General features: G+C 43.6%; 17 protein-coding genes. 2 read left to right on the top strand and 15 right to left on the bottom strand.

The window, feature by feature from the left end; translation table 11 throughout:
* Positions 1-8: 8 nt before the first annotated feature.
* The 12 genes from ABWP14_RS03395 to ABWP14_RS03340 all read right to left on the bottom strand — a co-directional run bounded on the left by ABWP14_RS03395 (position 9) and on the right by ABWP14_RS03340 (position 9,999).
* Positions 9-1,130 carry a YeeE/YedE family protein gene (locus ABWP14_RS03395; RefSeq protein WP_353201574.1) on the bottom strand — a complete coding sequence of 374 codons (1,122 nt, stop codon included), beginning with the start codon at positions 1,128-1,130 and terminating at the stop codon, positions 9-11.
* 22 nt (positions 1,131-1,152) lie between these two features.
* Positions 1,153-1,470, bottom strand: a complete 318-nt coding sequence (locus ABWP14_RS03390; RefSeq protein ID WP_353201573.1) for a hypothetical protein — start codon at positions 1,468-1,470, stop codon at positions 1,153-1,155.
* 58 nt (positions 1,471-1,528) lie between these two features.
* Positions 1,529-2,452 (bottom strand): MBL fold metallo-hydrolase, encoded by a 924-nt coding sequence (locus tag ABWP14_RS03385; RefSeq protein WP_353201572.1) that lies wholly within the window; start codon positions 2,450-2,452, stop codon positions 1,529-1,531.
* 65 nt (positions 2,453-2,517) lie between these two features.
* Positions 2,518-2,955, bottom strand: a complete 438-nt coding sequence (locus ABWP14_RS03380) for a DsrE family protein (protein WP_353201571.1) — start codon at positions 2,953-2,955, stop codon at positions 2,518-2,520.
* 22 nt (positions 2,956-2,977) lie between these two features.
* Positions 2,978-4,708 carry a thiosulfohydrolase SoxB gene (gene soxB / locus ABWP14_RS03375; RefSeq protein WP_353201570.1) on the bottom strand — a complete coding sequence of 577 codons (1,731 nt, stop codon included), beginning with the start codon at positions 4,706-4,708 and terminating at the stop codon, positions 2,978-2,980.
* 57 nt (positions 4,709-4,765) lie between these two features.
* Positions 4,766-5,404, bottom strand: coding sequence for a sulfur oxidation c-type cytochrome SoxX (soxX, locus tag ABWP14_RS03370; protein ID WP_353201569.1), 639 nt, complete (start codon positions 5,402-5,404; stop codon positions 4,766-4,768).
* Between the two features lie 19 nt (positions 5,405-5,423).
* Positions 5,424-6,239, bottom strand: coding sequence for a sulfur oxidation c-type cytochrome SoxA (gene soxA / locus ABWP14_RS03365; RefSeq protein ID WP_353201568.1), 816 nt, complete (start codon positions 6,237-6,239; stop codon positions 5,424-5,426).
* Between the two features lie 37 nt (positions 6,240-6,276).
* Positions 6,277-6,585, bottom strand: coding sequence for a thiosulfate oxidation carrier complex protein SoxZ (gene soxZ, locus ABWP14_RS03360; protein ID WP_353201567.1), 309 nt, complete (start codon positions 6,583-6,585; stop codon positions 6,277-6,279).
* Positions 6,586-6,637: 52 nt separating this feature from the next.
* On the bottom strand, positions 6,638-7,090 hold the full coding sequence (gene soxY / locus ABWP14_RS03355) for a thiosulfate oxidation carrier protein SoxY (protein ID WP_353201566.1): 453 nt from the start codon (positions 7,088-7,090) through the stop codon (positions 6,638-6,640).
* Between the two features lie 66 nt (positions 7,091-7,156).
* A complete protein-coding gene (locus tag ABWP14_RS03350) occupies positions 7,157-8,245 on the bottom strand; it encodes a c-type cytochrome (RefSeq protein WP_353201565.1) in 1,089 nt (362 codons plus the stop codon).
* Positions 8,229-9,629, bottom strand: coding sequence for a sulfite dehydrogenase (gene soxC, locus ABWP14_RS03345; RefSeq protein WP_353201564.1), 1,401 nt, complete (start codon positions 9,627-9,629; stop codon positions 8,229-8,231). The genes ABWP14_RS03350 and soxC overlap by 17 nt, the downstream gene beginning before the upstream one ends.
* Positions 9,630-9,663: 34 nt before the next feature.
* Positions 9,664-9,999, bottom strand: coding sequence for an ArsR/SmtB family transcription factor (locus ABWP14_RS03340; RefSeq protein ID WP_353201563.1), 336 nt, complete (start codon positions 9,997-9,999; stop codon positions 9,664-9,666).
* Between the two features lie 119 nt (positions 10,000-10,118).
* Here ABWP14_RS03340 and modB point away from each other — a divergent pair, with 119 nt between their 5' ends.
* Positions 10,119-10,775, top strand: coding sequence for a molybdate ABC transporter permease subunit (modB, locus tag ABWP14_RS03335; protein ID WP_353201562.1), 657 nt, complete (start codon positions 10,119-10,121; stop codon positions 10,773-10,775).
* Positions 10,768-11,874: an ABC transporter ATP-binding protein gene (locus ABWP14_RS03330; RefSeq protein ID WP_353201561.1), complete on the top strand. Its 1,107-nt coding sequence runs from the start codon at positions 10,768-10,770 to the stop codon at positions 11,872-11,874. The genes modB and ABWP14_RS03330 overlap by 8 nt, the downstream gene beginning before the upstream one ends.
* A 10-nt stretch (positions 11,875-11,884) precedes the next feature.
* On the opposite strand, the gene ABWP14_RS03325 is transcribed toward ABWP14_RS03330, so the two are convergent.
* The 3 genes from ABWP14_RS03325 to purF are packed head-to-tail and all read right to left on the bottom strand — an operon-like array spanning position 11,885 to position 15,328.
* Entirely contained in the window at positions 11,885-12,541 is a 657-nt protein-coding gene (locus ABWP14_RS03325; RefSeq protein WP_353201560.1) for a class I SAM-dependent methyltransferase, read from the bottom strand.
* Positions 12,525-13,733 (bottom strand): O-succinylhomoserine sulfhydrylase, encoded by a 1,209-nt coding sequence (locus ABWP14_RS03320; RefSeq protein WP_353201559.1) that lies wholly within the window; start codon positions 13,731-13,733, stop codon positions 12,525-12,527. The genes ABWP14_RS03325 and ABWP14_RS03320 overlap by 17 nt, the downstream gene beginning before the upstream one ends.
* A gap of 59 nt (positions 13,734-13,792) precedes the next feature.
* Entirely contained in the window at positions 13,793-15,328 is a 1,536-nt protein-coding gene (purF, locus tag ABWP14_RS03315; RefSeq protein ID WP_353201558.1) for an amidophosphoribosyltransferase, read from the bottom strand.
* Positions 15,329-15,331 lie beyond the last annotated feature (3 nt).

The following is a 15,331-nucleotide window of genomic DNA, read 5'->3' as shown; positions in this document are numbered from 1 at the left end:
TATTTCAATTAACTACAGGGATTAGGAGCAAGACGCATTTGTAAATATCGCATTCCCAGATAGGCGCCAAAAATAAATCCTGGAAGAGCTAAGAAAGATCCAAGCGCCAAGGTAGAAATACCACTTAAGCCTTGACCAACTGTACACCCTAATGCAGTAATGCCGCCAAAGCCCATCAAGCCTGCGCCTACTAAATGGTTCACAGTATCTTCAGTGTCACGAAAGGATTCCCAGCGAAAGGTTTTGGTCAATGCTGCCACCATTGCAGAACCTAAAATCATCCCTACTACTGTAATGATTCCAAGAGTGAGCACTTTAGAGGTATCGCTATACATCATGAGCCAGTCTAATGAATATGCATAAGGCGCTACAAAAGAGAGACTTTCCATCCGGCCAGAATTGGTCAGCAAGAAAACTTCCTCGAGAGTGTTTGGGTCTTCAGCTACGTAGCCAAGATATCCAGAAACCCACCAAACTGCGCAAATAGCAAAGCCTACAGAAAATCCAGCCAAAAGATTTTCGATGGTCCAAAAAGAGCGCTTTGCTAAAGCATACGCAATAAAAGCAATCCCAATGATCAAGCCCATAGCAAGATGAAGCATACTTCGCTCAATACCCATTGGACCACTCAGCAAACTGGGTAAATCTTGGGGTGTATTAAAGGCAATAAAAATAGTATCAAGCGTATTGATACGAATAACACCCAAAAATCCGCGTATTGTCATGTAAGCGCTTAATCCCAAAACCATGAACACAATGATTGACTTCAAATTACCGCCGCCAATACGCACCAGGGTTTTGCTGCCACAGCCAGAAGAGAGAACCATCCCAAAGCCAAAAAGAATGCTCCCAACAATGGAGGATAGCCAAAGAAACTTGTTGCCTGTGTAAAAACTCTTAAGGGGATCTATCAAACCAAGATAAGACATCAAAGCAAATCCAAGCACGGCTACACCGATTGCCAAAAGCCATTGTCTTAGACGATCCCAGCTAGACATAATAAATATATCGGATACAGCACCCATGGTACAAAAGCCTGTTTTTTGCATAACAGCGCCAAGTAAAAAGGTAATCGCAAAAGTAGCCCAAAGAACTGAATTACCTTGCGCGGCAATATCTACAACTTCCATAATGAATAAATTCTAAAAAGTATTAAGGTTTAAGTTTGTAAAACTGTTGGTTGAGATAAGCAACTACATCAGCTTCATCTTCTGGGAAAAGGTCTAGGCGTAATTCGGTATTACAAAGACTCACCATCCTTTTCAAGTTAGCAATCGATTTCACTTTGCTATCCGAGCGGGTATAAATCATGTCGCCATTACCAAAGCCTGTTTTTTTTGCATGGCAGGCGTAGCACTTTTGCTGATCAATATTCTTGCCATTTACTAAATCAGGGGCAGCCTGAACCTGTGACACCAGCAGTCCACAGAGAAGCACTGAAGAAAAGAGTTTGATAAGAGTCAATTTCATTAAAAATCAAGGATTTATCATTAATCTTCTATTTTAAAGCCCTTAGCCTTAAATTGCCCTATTCTGACTGAATCGAGAGATAGACGTTATAGGCATTCATCCGATTGGCAGCCCTAAATAAGGGCATTCCTTCATATTCAGACCAATCAGCCTGCCGGTAAGCCTCTTCAAAAGGATCCAGATTAAGAGCAGCTTTGGACATAGACTCCCGCAGATATTTCAGATAATTTCTAGTGAATTTGATGTCTTCAGCTGGATTAGTGGAATAAGCCCCATGCCCAGGAACAATCATTTTAGGCTTCAGTTTTTCAATTTCATCTAAGGCAACTAACCACCCCTTACTATCTGCATTACCTACAAAAGGAATGCGTCCTCGAAAAACTAAATCTCCAGCAAAAAGTACTTTTTCGGAAGGGACATAGACCATTAAATCTTCTGGGGCATGAGCCGGACCTACCCTACTAATGATGAACTCAACGCCACCAAGCTTGAACTTTGACTTTTGATCAATCCAGACATCAGCTGCAACTAACTGAGTGCTCGCATTCACCCAAGGGGCAAAATCGATCCGCGAGGCAATTAATCGCTGTTTTGCTGTTTCAGAAGAAAGGTTACTTCTACCCTCACCTTGCGCATAAATCTTTGCTCCTAGTTTCTTAAACTCTTGCAGACCATAAACATGATCTGCGTGATAGTGAGTAACTATTACTGCTACTACTTTTTGTGGCGTAATCCGAGCAATTTCTTGAATCAGCTTTTTAGCCAAAACAGGAGAGCCAAGGGCATCGACGACGACGACCCCTTTGGGAGTGACGACAAAACCAGCATTGGATATAAAGTTTTGATTAGCGCTACTCCCCATTTCTGGAAAACCTTGAACAAAATAAGTATGCGGGGCAACTTGAATTGGCTTTAATTGAATCGAATCTTCTGACAGCTTTATTTGTGCCTGTGCGAGACTAAGAAAGATAAGGGATCCCATTTGGATCCCTAGCGAATACCTCAACAAACGAAGGTAAGAAAAATCAAGTTTCATTCCAATTTGCATTAAGGCTTAATGTATGCAAATCCATCTTTATATTGCAGATCAGCAACGCGGACCACACCAGAGGGTGTGAAATCAGCATCTAATATGAATTGATCTTTCTTGAGATTACGATTTTTGAGTGTAATTTCACATACTTCAAATTTAACGCCACGTGACTTCAGTGCAGAAACTAATGGCGCATATTCGACGGGATTCTTTTTGTCTTTAGCGCCTTCCATCAATAGATCTACACCATTGGCATGAGTCACCACGATGATGGCAGTTTGAGGAGACACATCTAGATGATTGCGAATATTACGCAAGCCCTTTAAGCCTTGCGTTTCGGCATCATCAATGTGATAAACCACTTTGGTTTGCCCCGATGATTGAGCGGCAACAGGCAATACAAGCCCTAAGGTTAGCAGTGATGTAAAAACCAGATGTAGTAATTTTTTCATAGTTCATGCCTTAATAAAGTCTTTAAATAGGAGCCATACCAGGGTTATTGGCTACACCTTTAATGATGGGTTCATTGAGTTTGACTGCCTTGATGACTTTCACATCTCGTAAATGACGTTCCATCAAATCCCATATCGCTTCACCGCCAGCATTCTTAGCCTCTTCACTAACAGGTGCCCATCCAGCCACTTTATAAGTTTTACCCGCATCAATTGGTTTACCGTTTAAGCGCATATCGGTAATCCGCTTACCAGCAGATTGTGATGGATCAATGGTGTATTGCATTCCACCAACGCGCACCATATCTCCGCCTTGTTGATAGTAGGGATCAGGGTTAAATAAGTTATCAGCCACATCCTCAAGAATGGTTTTAATCGTTTCACCGGTCATATTGGTAACAGTGGTGAACGGATAGGTAATGGCGGTCTGATCTAGCAAGTTCTCACGGGTGATAGCCTGTCCTGGTAATAGGCTGGTTCCCCAGCGAAAGCCGGGTGAAAATGCAATCTCGGCATTTTTCTGTGTCATCAAGCCATCTAAAATCAATTGATCAAAGCTACCGTTAAAGTTACCACGACGATATAAAAGTGCTTCAGTTGTAGCCAACTTTTCATTTAATTTCTTTTCATAAGGAGCCCTCATTTTTGTAATGAGCTTACTCATCGCTGGATCAGCGGGAATCATGTTTGAAAAGATCGGGACAAGCTTATAGCGGAAATCAACTACTTTATCGCCCTTCACATCAAAATCTAAAACACCTAAGAATTTACTATTGGAACCAGCGTTCGTCACTAAAGTAACTCCGCCAGCATTTTTAACCTTGACTGGAATAGGTACACCATCGTGAGTATGGCCACCCATAATGGCATCTAAACCACGCACCCTTGATGCCATTTTTAAATCGACATCCATTCCATTGTGAGATAAGAGCACTACGAGCTTCGCTCCTTTTGCCTTCACTTCATCGATGGTCTTTTGGAGATTTTCTTCTTGGATTCCAAAGGTCCAATCTGGCGTAAAGTAACGAGGATTAGCAATCGGGGTATAGGGGAAAGCCTGACCAATAATGGCCACTTGAATGCCGTTTTGGACTTTCATGACATAGGGATTGAAAACCATATCACCAAAATCAGCAGTCTTAATATTCTGTGCAATAAAAGATACCTTACCCTTAAAGTCACCGTTCACAATTTCCATGACCCGTTTTTCACCCAGAGTCATTTCCCAGTGTGGAGTCATAACATCTACGCCCAGTGCCAATGCTGCATCTACCATGTCTTGACCATTGGTCCACAAAGCAGTCGCAGAGCCCTGCCAGGTATCGCCACCGTCAAGTAATAAGGCATCAGGACGGGTAGCCTTCATTTGCTTGATCAGGGTAGCCATATGGGCAAAACCACCCATCTTGCCGTAGTTCTGCGCAGCTGCTACATAATCTAAATACGTAAATGCATGAGCATCACGTGTGCCAGACCGAATACCATTGGCCTTGAGGAAATACTCACCTACTAAGTGTGGAGTTTTACCTTCTTGTCCGGCAATTCCTAGGTTGACATTGGGTTCACGAAAATAAATTGGTAAGAGCTGTGCATGACAGTCTGTGAAATGCAGCAGATGCACATTACCAAATTTAGGCAAGTCATAAAACTTTTGTGCAGCGCTTTGCGCCTGAACAAAATTAGACTGCAAGCTCATCCCACCCGCAGATGCAAAAGCTAGCGCTTGCAAAAAATCACGACGACTTAAAGACATAACATTCCTCTATTGAAAACAGGCCTGTCGGCCTGTTTTTTACGTTCTTATTTTTCTTTATTGATTCACTGGCGATGCTGGATCTAACAGCAATGCCATGACATCTTGGATTTGCTGTTCATTGAGCAATTTGAAGTGAGCAAAACGTGGCATATTGCTGCAAGCGTTATAGGCCTTGGAGTTGTTAATGCGATTCCAAGTATAGGTAATCACTTCTGGTGAATAACCACGCGATTTTCCGTAACCAGCTAATGATGGCCCAATATTTCCATAAGAAATTTCTTTCTGATCGATCTGATGACAGTTATAGCACCCGCCTCCAACTGCAGTATCTGCTTTATCAGTCCATGTGGCTCCACGACCGCTCTGGGCAATCGCTTCACCTTTTTTCCAATCACCAATGTATTTGCCATTAGAGGGCTGCTTAATATCAGCCATATTGATTTTTTGAATCTTGTCACGCATTTTTTCACCTTGCTTGCTTCCAGCAAACATGGGATCTGAGCAAAACTTTTGGGTTTCATCCTGCTGTATGCGGTCCAACCCTGCAATACCTTCAGCCCTGAAGCTGTCCTGCATCATCTTGTTATATTTGGGGTCGTTCTTTTGCTGAGCTAGAGCTTGACTGTTTAAAGCGCCTGCTAGAAATATAGCTCCACCAATAGCCAAGAGTTTTTTAATGCTGATAAATTTCATGATTTTGCTCTCTGGTCTATTAACGCTTCAAGCCTGGGGTTTCAACAGTACCGCCATTACCAGTCTTGGCCATATACATCGACAAGGCAATCGTCACATCTGATCCGTAAATCGGGAAAGCGAGTCGTTGTTGACGATAGCAGTCATTTAAGCGCTGCTGCATCGTCCAGAACTGTCCGCTAGATACGCGATAGGCTGGCCAATAACCCCAACCCATAGCGGCGCCCTTTTGCTCAGTAATATTGGGTAGATCTTGTAAGCGAATACGTTTGCCGTTTTCAGCATGACAAGAGGCACAAGAAAAGTCCATTGGTCCACCTTGGGCAAAGAAGGCCTGCTTTCCTAGGTTGAACATTTCTTTTTCTTTTGGATGATTGGTGTTAACTTTGATCTTATCGCCCTTAGATAAAGTTACTACATAGGCCACGATTGCTTCCATATCCTTTTTGGGCCCTCTTTGAAAGGGGGAATCAATCATTTCCTGTGGAATACGACCTTGCAGGAACAGCATACAAGTCATTAAACGAGACTCAAGATCTTGCACCTTATCAGTATCTGCGAAATAACGCGGCAACTGGGCTGCGGCGCCCTTCACGACCCCGGGCCCTAATCCTAAGTCGCATTTCTCTAAGGTAGCATTTTTGGGGCCAGCAGGCTTTTTCCAAAGATCTTCGCCAGCAGCCTCATATAGTTCTGAAGGGTTTCCATCTGCAATCATCTCGCGATACTTGGCAATATCATCCGTAGCACTTTTTTGTGCAAACACCGAAGATGTCATTGTTAATAAAGCTGCTACTAAAGCTGTAGCTAACCCTAAAGTCAATTTACGCATCATTTGAGACCCTTTCAAAACTATAAAGACGGTGAAGTTTTTAAGAAGCAGTTGCTTCATCGGTACGCTTATCACCTTTACTGTCAACCCAGCTTACAGTAATCTTGTCGCCTTTAGCGCCTTTGTACTTAAAGTTCAAGAATGGATCCTTCGAAACTGCAGGACCAAACTGACCATTAAAGACATCTTTACCATTTGCTTTGACGTTGATGTTACTAATAAACCATGCAGGAATGGTTTTACCGGCAGCGTCTTTACGCTGGCCAGCTTCCATATCATGCTTCATTAAAATTTTTACATCCACAATTCCACCACTCTCAGCAGCTCTAACGCGCATTGGATCAGCCATGATTTCCTCTTTTAATCTATTTAATTAGTAAACAATGATTTGTAGCCGGTACTTAACCGCCACAGCCACCTAAAGTCACTTTGATTTCTTTAACAGCTAGGTTCCACTTGCCATCCGCTTTCACCAAGGCATACACATTAGAGGTTTGCCCCATCTTGATGCGGGTAGTCACAAATGACTCTGTGCCAGCAGGAATAAAGAATTGGGCAGCCAGAGCGCTAGGGTTCTTTTCAACCAAGATTGCCATTTGCTCTGCTTTGAGCGTGGTGATAATCCCCACGGGGACTACGGCACCATTTTCTGCAATATCAGGCGCATTCAAAGTAACAGCACCAGACTTATCTGGGCTACCAGCGCCCAAGATTTTGAATACATCATCCAAGCTTTTACCTTCGAAAGCGGCTTTGTTCCACTCTTGAGCTTGGGCTACGCTAATAAGACCCGCAGAAGCCATCAAGCCAAAAATGGCCGAATATTTCATTAAACTGCGTCGTTGCTGATTCATAAAAACTCCTTTATTAATCTACTCTTACTATCAAATATAGCGGTATTTCTAAAAACTTCCAAAAATCTACTGCCCAGTAAGCATCCACCTAACTAGGATAGCGTTATCTTCAGCCGATAACTGCGCTTGGGCTGGCATTGGAATAGCTCCCCAGACTCCAGAACCGCCGTTTTTCACCTTTGCCATCAGTTTTTCTTGAGCACCACTCTGGCCTTTATATTTCAATGCAATATCAGCAATAGAGGGCCCTACCAACTTCGCATTTGGAGCATGGCATGCAGAGCAGTTCTCATTCTTAAATAATGCGGCCGCCCCTTTGGTAACCATTGCATGGGTATCTTTTACATGGGCTAAGCCTTCTCCTAATACTCCTGGGAGTTTAGCGATGGGAGGTTTAGTAGTATCTGCCCCACGGTAGGGTCCATAGAGACGATTTTGGTCAACTATATTACCGTGCGCATCTCTAGCAAAATCAGGCAATGTAGAGCCAATTTGTACAAATGCTACACAATTATTCATGCAAGATGATCCATTGACATCAGGCTTATCTTTTACATTCCAAAAGCCATGCTTCGTTGTCATGCCATTACGGTTTGGCATTTTTTCTTGCACCTGCGCAATATTGGTGTTACTTAATACTAAGTTATCTGGAACAATATCGCCAAGGCTTAACATAAAAGCCACTAATGCGTACGTGTCATCTGGGGTCAAGGTTCTTGGCGCATTCCATGGCATGGCACGATATATGTAGTCCCATAATGTTGAAACAGTGGGGACCTTCATTAAGGTGGTGCGCTGAGGTTGCTTCATGTCAATCAAAGAAGCTACCTTCCCTGTTTTCATGTCTTCCTTAGTTGTGCCGCCGGCAATTGGGGTAAAGATTTCATTAGACTCGCCAAAAATTCCGTGACAACTAGCACATTTAGCCTCCCAAATGGTTTGGCCTTGCTCTACAGAACCAGAACCTTTTGGTAGGCCCTTAAAATCTGGACGCACATCAATGTCCCATGCGGCAATTTCTGCAGGAGTGGCATTCCGACCAAGACCAGGAAACCTAGCGGAACCTTGAGTGCTTTGTGCGTATGCCAGATTAGCAATGAATACAGTTAAGGCGATCAAACTCAAGCGAGTAATGAATTTATCCAACTTGAACATTGCTCACCTCACCGTTTGAATCCAATTTCCAAGACTGAATCGCATTATTGTGATAGATCGAACGCGTGCCGCGAACTTTACGTAAAGCTTTAATAGAAGGCTGTATATAACCTGTGTCATCAATCGCTCTTGATTGCAATATTGCCGGAGATCCATCCCATACCCAGTTAATATTAAAACGGGTAATCGATTTAGTGAGGATCGGTGTTTCTAAGCGTGCAGTACGCCAGTTATTACCTCCATCAAACGACACATCGACACGCCTAATCTTGCCTCGACCAGACCAGGCCATCCCACTAACATTATAAAAACCTTTGTCTAGTAATTGCTGACCGCCTGAGGGAGTCGTAATAACAGACTTGCATTCCTGAATAGAAGTATATTGACGATGAATCCCATTGGGCATCAGATCGATGTAATGAATAGCTTCATCTTTTGAATTCCATGGCATATCACCAACTTCTAAGCGACGTAACCACTTCACCCAACTCACTCCTTGTACGCCTGGCACTACTAAGCGCAGGGGAAAACCATTTTCTGGACGTAGCATTTCACCATTCATACCCCAGGCAACGATTGTGTCCTGTAAGCAGCTCTCTAAATTAATAGTACGAGTCATGCCTGAGCCATCACCACCCTCTGCAAGTAAGAATTTCCCTTTTTTGAGATCAGCGCCACACTCATCAAGCAGTACCTTAAGAGGTACGCCAGTAAATTCACAGCAAGACAACATGCCATGGGTGTACTGCACTGTTGGCACTGCCACATTACCCCACTCTAAGCCAGTATTAGCACCACACTCAATAAAATGCGTACGAGAGACCGATGGCAAACGCATTAAATCATTCATAGTAAAGACCCGAGCATTTTTCACTAAGCCATTTACCATCAAACGATGTGTTTCTGGATTGAGGTTGTACCAACCTTGATGGTGTCGCTCAAAATGTAGACCATTTGGCGTAATGGTTCCAAATAAACCTTGTAAGGGCGTGAAAGCAACCGAAGAAGCAGACACGCGCGTCAATCCTGGCGATTCACGACGAATCAAATTCGCTTCATAGATAGAGGGCACACCATAAGGCATCGTGGCAACATTCTTTCCAAGAGTGGTTTGCCATTCCTGTTTTTCAAGAATGGCAGGATCACCTTCTTCAGCAGCAAAGACTAATGGCGCCGCTAAGCCAGCTGTTGCTCCACCGATCGCGGAAAGAAAGCCTTTGCGCAGAAAACCACGGCGAGCCTCATCCAAACCATTCGCATTAATATCGGTAATCAAATCTTGAGAAATGAAATGCTCCGGAGCTGTAACTAATCGCGCTCTGTTAGTAGGCTTCTCTACAGCAGAAATATCCTTCGCACTCAATTCAATTTGCTTCTTAGTCATTTGACCTCTACTAAAATAATAAAAATCTAAACACTTATTGCATGCCTTCAGCAATCTTTGTGCAGACTGTCTGACACATATCAACTGTGGCATTATCAGCAATCGAGTAATACACTGTGACGCCTTCTTTGCGCCTCTGCAAGATTCCAGACTTGTGCAGCGCCATGAGATGACGAGATACATTAGCCTGACTAGACCCACACATCTCAACTACCTCAGAAACAGATTTTTCTCCACTACAAATGGCATACATAATCCGCAAGCGTGAAGGCTCCGAAAGAACACTGAAATACTCAGCGACCTTAAAGAAGACTTTCTCCATTTGCTTAGGGGATAAAGATTTTGTTGCTTTTTGAACGCGAGATTTCACTTTTTTAGGCCATCCTCAATATATGCGTATATGCGTATATGCGTATGTATTTAAACTCTCTTTAGGACCAACAGCTATAGTGGCTTACCCCTATATTGCTTAGCAATACAATGGAAGTTATGGATATCGATGCAATCCTCCTTTCCCTGAAGCTGGCTGCCTGGACCTTAGTCCTCATCATCCCATTTGGGGTTTGGGCGGCTCACAAGCTGGTTCGATTGGATAAGGGCAAACCTTGGATTGAGGCTGCCTTAGCGCTGCCTTTGGTATTGCCCCCTACCGTTTTAGGTTATTACCTGCTGATTGGTCTTGGCGGTAAAAGCATTTTTGGGGTGCCACTGGTTTTCTCTTTTACTGGGATCCTGATTGCCTCATTAATCGTCAACCTCCCTTTTGCCATACAACCAATCCAGCGCGCCTTTGAATCAATTAACCCAGAAATTCGAGAGGCCGCTCAAGTGAGCGGTCTTAGTCATTGGCAAATCTTTCGCTTAATTGAACTCCCATTAGCGTGGCGAGGCATCACTAGTGCCGCCGTATTAACTTTTGCACATACTCTCGGTGAGTTTGGTGTCATTTTGATGGTGGGTGGCGCCATTCCTAGTGAAACTAAAACCGTCTCCATTGCAATTTATGACAAAGTACAAAGTTTTGATACTTCTGGCGCAGGAGCCCTGGCTTTGCTTTTGCTAGGAATTTCTTTAGTTGCCATCGCAGTCTCATATGGTGTCTTTGGTAAAAGCACTTACTATCGCCGGGCTAAGACGAATGCTTAAGCTGAAGATCAGTCAAGCCCTGCCAAATCCCCTGCAAATCAACTTGGAATGCGAGGCTGGTCAACTACACGCTCTGGTTGGACCTTCTGGCAGCGGTAAAACGAGTACGCTCAGAACTATTGCGGGCCTTAGCCAAGCAAAAGTCGGGAAAATTCAGTGCGATGACGAGATTTGGTTTGAGGCTGATGAGATAACCGGCATCAAAATAAATCTTCCACCAGCGAGTCGCTCCTGTGGTTTTCTGTTCCAGCAATATGCCCTTTTTCCACATCTTTCAGCAATTGAAAATGTCATCATCCCTCTGCAAAACTCTTTACTTGAAAAAGAAGAGCGCAGATCGATAGCACACGAGTGGCTTGTTCGCATGGGGATACAAGAGCTGGCTAAGCGCATGCCCCATCAGCTCTCTGGAGGACAGCAGCAGCGTGTGGCACTTGCTAGAGCTTTAGCTAAGCAACCAAAAATTTTATTACTCGACGAACCGTTTTCAGCGATTGACGCGCCTACTCGACAAAGCCTTTACAAAACCTTGGCTGATTTACGTAGAGATCTTCATATACCAATTCTTTTAGTAACCCATGATCTTCGTGAGGCAGATTTACTGGCAGATCGGATTACTGTGATCGATCAAGGCATTAGCCTACAAACTGCAGCACCCCAAGTATTGTTCCAAAAACCAAGAAACGCACGAGTTGCAGAACTTGTTGGAATCAACAATATGTTTGAGGGGGTATTTGATTCAGGCGAACTTCGCTGGAATAACAGCAATCAATTATTTCATGTGCTTGATAAAGGTAAAATTCCACCCAATACCCCAGTGGCATGGGTTATACCTGCAGATGGCCTCAGCTTACATGAGCAGGCTAGTGATACGAGTGTTATTGCTAAGGTAATGCAAATTAGTACATTAGGACAAGTAGCTGTCATTCAAATGCAATTGAATAATGGTGAACATACCATTGTCTGGGAAGCATCGGCAGCTGAAGTAAGGCGCCTATCCCTAAAGGTCGATAGTGCAGCCTATATAGAAATAGATAGCTCGAAGATTCACATCATGCCCCTTCGATCAATCAATGATCCACGTCGTTTTACAAATTAAGATTGAAGACTTACTTTCGAGCAACTAATCCCAATAAAGCTGACATGCCAGAATGTCTAGCGCCCTCAAAGAGTTCCTTTTCATAGCAGCGCAGATCTAGTATTTGGAAGTCTTTGGCAAGGTCTCTGATCATTTTCTCTGTGTATAGATGCTCAATTAAAGAAGGACCACCAGTTTTATATTCCAGCTGCTTAGGGGTGTAACCCTGCAGTATGAAAATACCGCCAGGTTTTAAAGTATTGTGAACTTGCTTGAAAATTCTGGTGCGCATCTCAGGCTCAGCAAACTGAATAAAGATCCCAATAACGGCGTCATAAGAATTGACATGCCAAGTAAAGCTGTCTGTGTCAGAGAATGAGTAGTCAACTACTACATTATTCTCTTTAGCAAACTGTTTTGCTTTAGCCAGTGCGATATCCGATGCATCAAAGCCCACTACTTGCATACCCTGTTTGGCTAACCATACGCCATTACGCCCCTCACCATCAGCAATGCAAAGGACTTTATGACCAGACTTTAAATATAGAGAAGTGTGCTCAACAAGATATTCGTTTGGCTTTTTACCAAAAATGAACTCTTCTTTATCAAAGCGTTTATTCCAGAACTGAGTCGCATCTGCAAAACCCATTAACCTACTCTGATGAATTTGATTATTTTTTGAGCCCACCAATGAGATCATTCTTAAGATCATTGATATTCTCAAGGCCTACTGCAATTCGGACTAAGCCATCCGTTATTCCAGCAGCTTTACGTGCCTCAGGACTCACTCGACAATGGGTCGTAGTCGCAGGATTGGTAATCGTAGTGCGCGTGTCGCCTAAGTTCGCTGTAATAGAGCAAATTTTCGTTTGATTAATCAGTTTAAATGCAGCTTTCTTTCCACCCTTTAGGATAAAAGAGAGAATCGCACCACCTTCTTTTTGCTGGCGTTTAGCCAAGGCATGCTGAGGGTGAGATTTAAGACCGGGATGATAAACACGCTCAACCCCAGGTTGCTTTTCTAGCCATTGCGCTAATGCCAGTGCATTTTGACTCTGTTGCTTCATACGCAGCTCAAGCGTCTCAAGCCCTTTAAGAAATATCCAAGCGTTAAAGGCAGAAAGAGTTGGGCCTGCTGTACGGACATAGGGAAATACTTTACCCATTATAAAATCATTGCTTCCAACGATTGCGCCCCCAACTACCCTACCCTGACCATCTAAATACTTCGTAGCGGAATGAATAATGACATCTGCGCCAAGAGCTAAGGGTTTTTGTAATGCTGGGGTACAAAAGCAGTTATCTACCGCAAATAAGGCGCCCGCTTTTTTAGCAATCTTTGATATGGCCCTTATATCGGCAATTTCTGTTAATGGATTAGATGGCGTCTCTAAATAAAAAAGTTTTGTATTGGGCTGGACTGCAGCTTGCCATGACTTGGTATCTGACAAGTCAACATAGCTAGTGGTAATTCCAAAACGACCCAAGATATTGGTGAACAACTGTATGGTTGCACCAAATACGGAGCGCGAGCAAATAACATGATCACCTGCCTGCAGATGGGCCATGGACATTGTCATAATGGCTGACATTCCTGAAGAAGTTGCAATACAAGCTTCGCCACCCTCTAGAGCAGCCAAGCGATCCTGGAACATGCTGACCGTGGGATTAGTAAAACGGGAATAGATAAATCCTTTATCGGCATGAGCAAAGCCCTCTTCAGCTAGTTCAGCACTATCAAAACAAAAACTAGATGTCAGAAATAAGGCTTCTGAGTGTTCTTGGTATTCACTCGTGCGACGCGTACCGGCACGGACCGCAATGGTCTCAGGCGCAAGCGTTGAAAAATCTGGTTTTTTACGGATGGGTTTACTCTTCATACTGCTATTTTGACACCGAATCGCAGATTTGCCTTCCTCAAGACAAATACCTGTCGTTTTTAGTCTTCAGTAGCAAGATGCAGGTGCAACTGTGAGCGGGCAAAATCACTCGAATCTCCCTGCCGGTCCTTTGCTGCGGAAGTATTTCTAGCGGCCTCTAAGGCGTCAAGATAAGATTCAGTGATATCTCCAGTGACGTAATGCCCATCAAAGCAAGAGGCTTCAAAGTTCTGAAGTGCAGGGTTGATATCTCTGACCGCCTGCTTCATATCCTCGACATCTTGATAAATCAATTGGTCCGCCCCAATCAGCTTATTAATCTCTTCATCAGTTCGACCATAAGCAACCAACTCACTACGGGTAGGCATGTCAATGCCATACACATTAGGGAAACGAACTGGAGGTGCCGCAGATGCGAAGATGACTTTCTTAGCCCCTGACTCGCGCGCCATCTGCACAATCTCAAATGAGGTTGTGCCACGAACAATAGAATCATCCACAATCAATACTGTTTTATCTTTGAACTCAATTCGCATCGCATTGAGTTTTTGACGCACTGACTTCTCACGAACATCTTGGCCAGGCATGATAAAGGTTCTGCCAATATAGCGATTTTTGAAAAAACCTTCGCGATAAGCGACGCCAAGACGCTTAGCAACTTGCATTGCTGCTGGACGGCTTGAATCTGGAATAGGCATTACTACATCAATCTCACCAACCTTCGTTTCCTTACGAATCTTTTCAGCAAGGTAGTCACCCATCCGCATACGAACGTTATAAACAGTAACGCCATCAATCGTTGAGTCTGGACGAGCCATGTAAACATATTCGAAAATACAGGGCGTAAGAACTGCGTCAGGGACGCACTGACGTGAGTAAAAATTACCATCCAAGTCAATATAAATTGCCTCGCCTGGATGAACGTCGCGTACAAAAGTAAAACCTAAGCCCTCTAGAGCTACTGACTCAGAGGCAATCATCCACTCAGGACCTTTATCTGTATCAATCCGACCAATACATAAAGGACGAATACCAAAGGGATCACGGAAAGCGAGTAATCCATAACCTGCAATTAAAGACACTACTGCGTAAGAGCCCTTAACACGCTGCGTTACGCCAGTAACAGCATTAAACATGACGCCCTCATCTAAAGCAGTGCTATTGGTTTCTTTTTGTAACTCATCAGCCAATACGTTTAATAAGACTTCTGTATCTGAACTCGTATTGATATGTCTGCGATCGCGATAGGCCATTTCAACACGCAAACTCGGTGCATTTGTTAGATTACCGTTATGAGCCAAAATAATTCCGTAAGGCGCACTCACATAAAAAGGTTGAGCCTCTTCCTCGCTAGTAGCTGAGCCTGCCGTTGGGTAACGAACCTGTCCAATACCAGCATTACCTACTAAGCTACGCATATTCCGAGTTCTAAATACGTCTCGTACGAGGCCATTAGCCTTATGCATAGTAAATGAGTTGCCGTTCATAGTGGCGATACCTGCAGCATCTTGACCACGATGCTGCAAAAGCAACAGTGCATCATAAAGAAGTTGATTAACTGGGGAGTGGGAAACTGTTCCTATAACGCCGCACATATT

The sequence above is a fragment of the Polynucleobacter sp. genome (assembly GCF_040400325.1).
Lineage (GTDB): Bacteria > Pseudomonadota > Gammaproteobacteria > Burkholderiales > Burkholderiaceae > Polynucleobacter.
The sequence above is the reverse complement of the archived record's forward strand: the minus strand, read 5'-3'. Positions and strand labels throughout refer to the sequence as shown.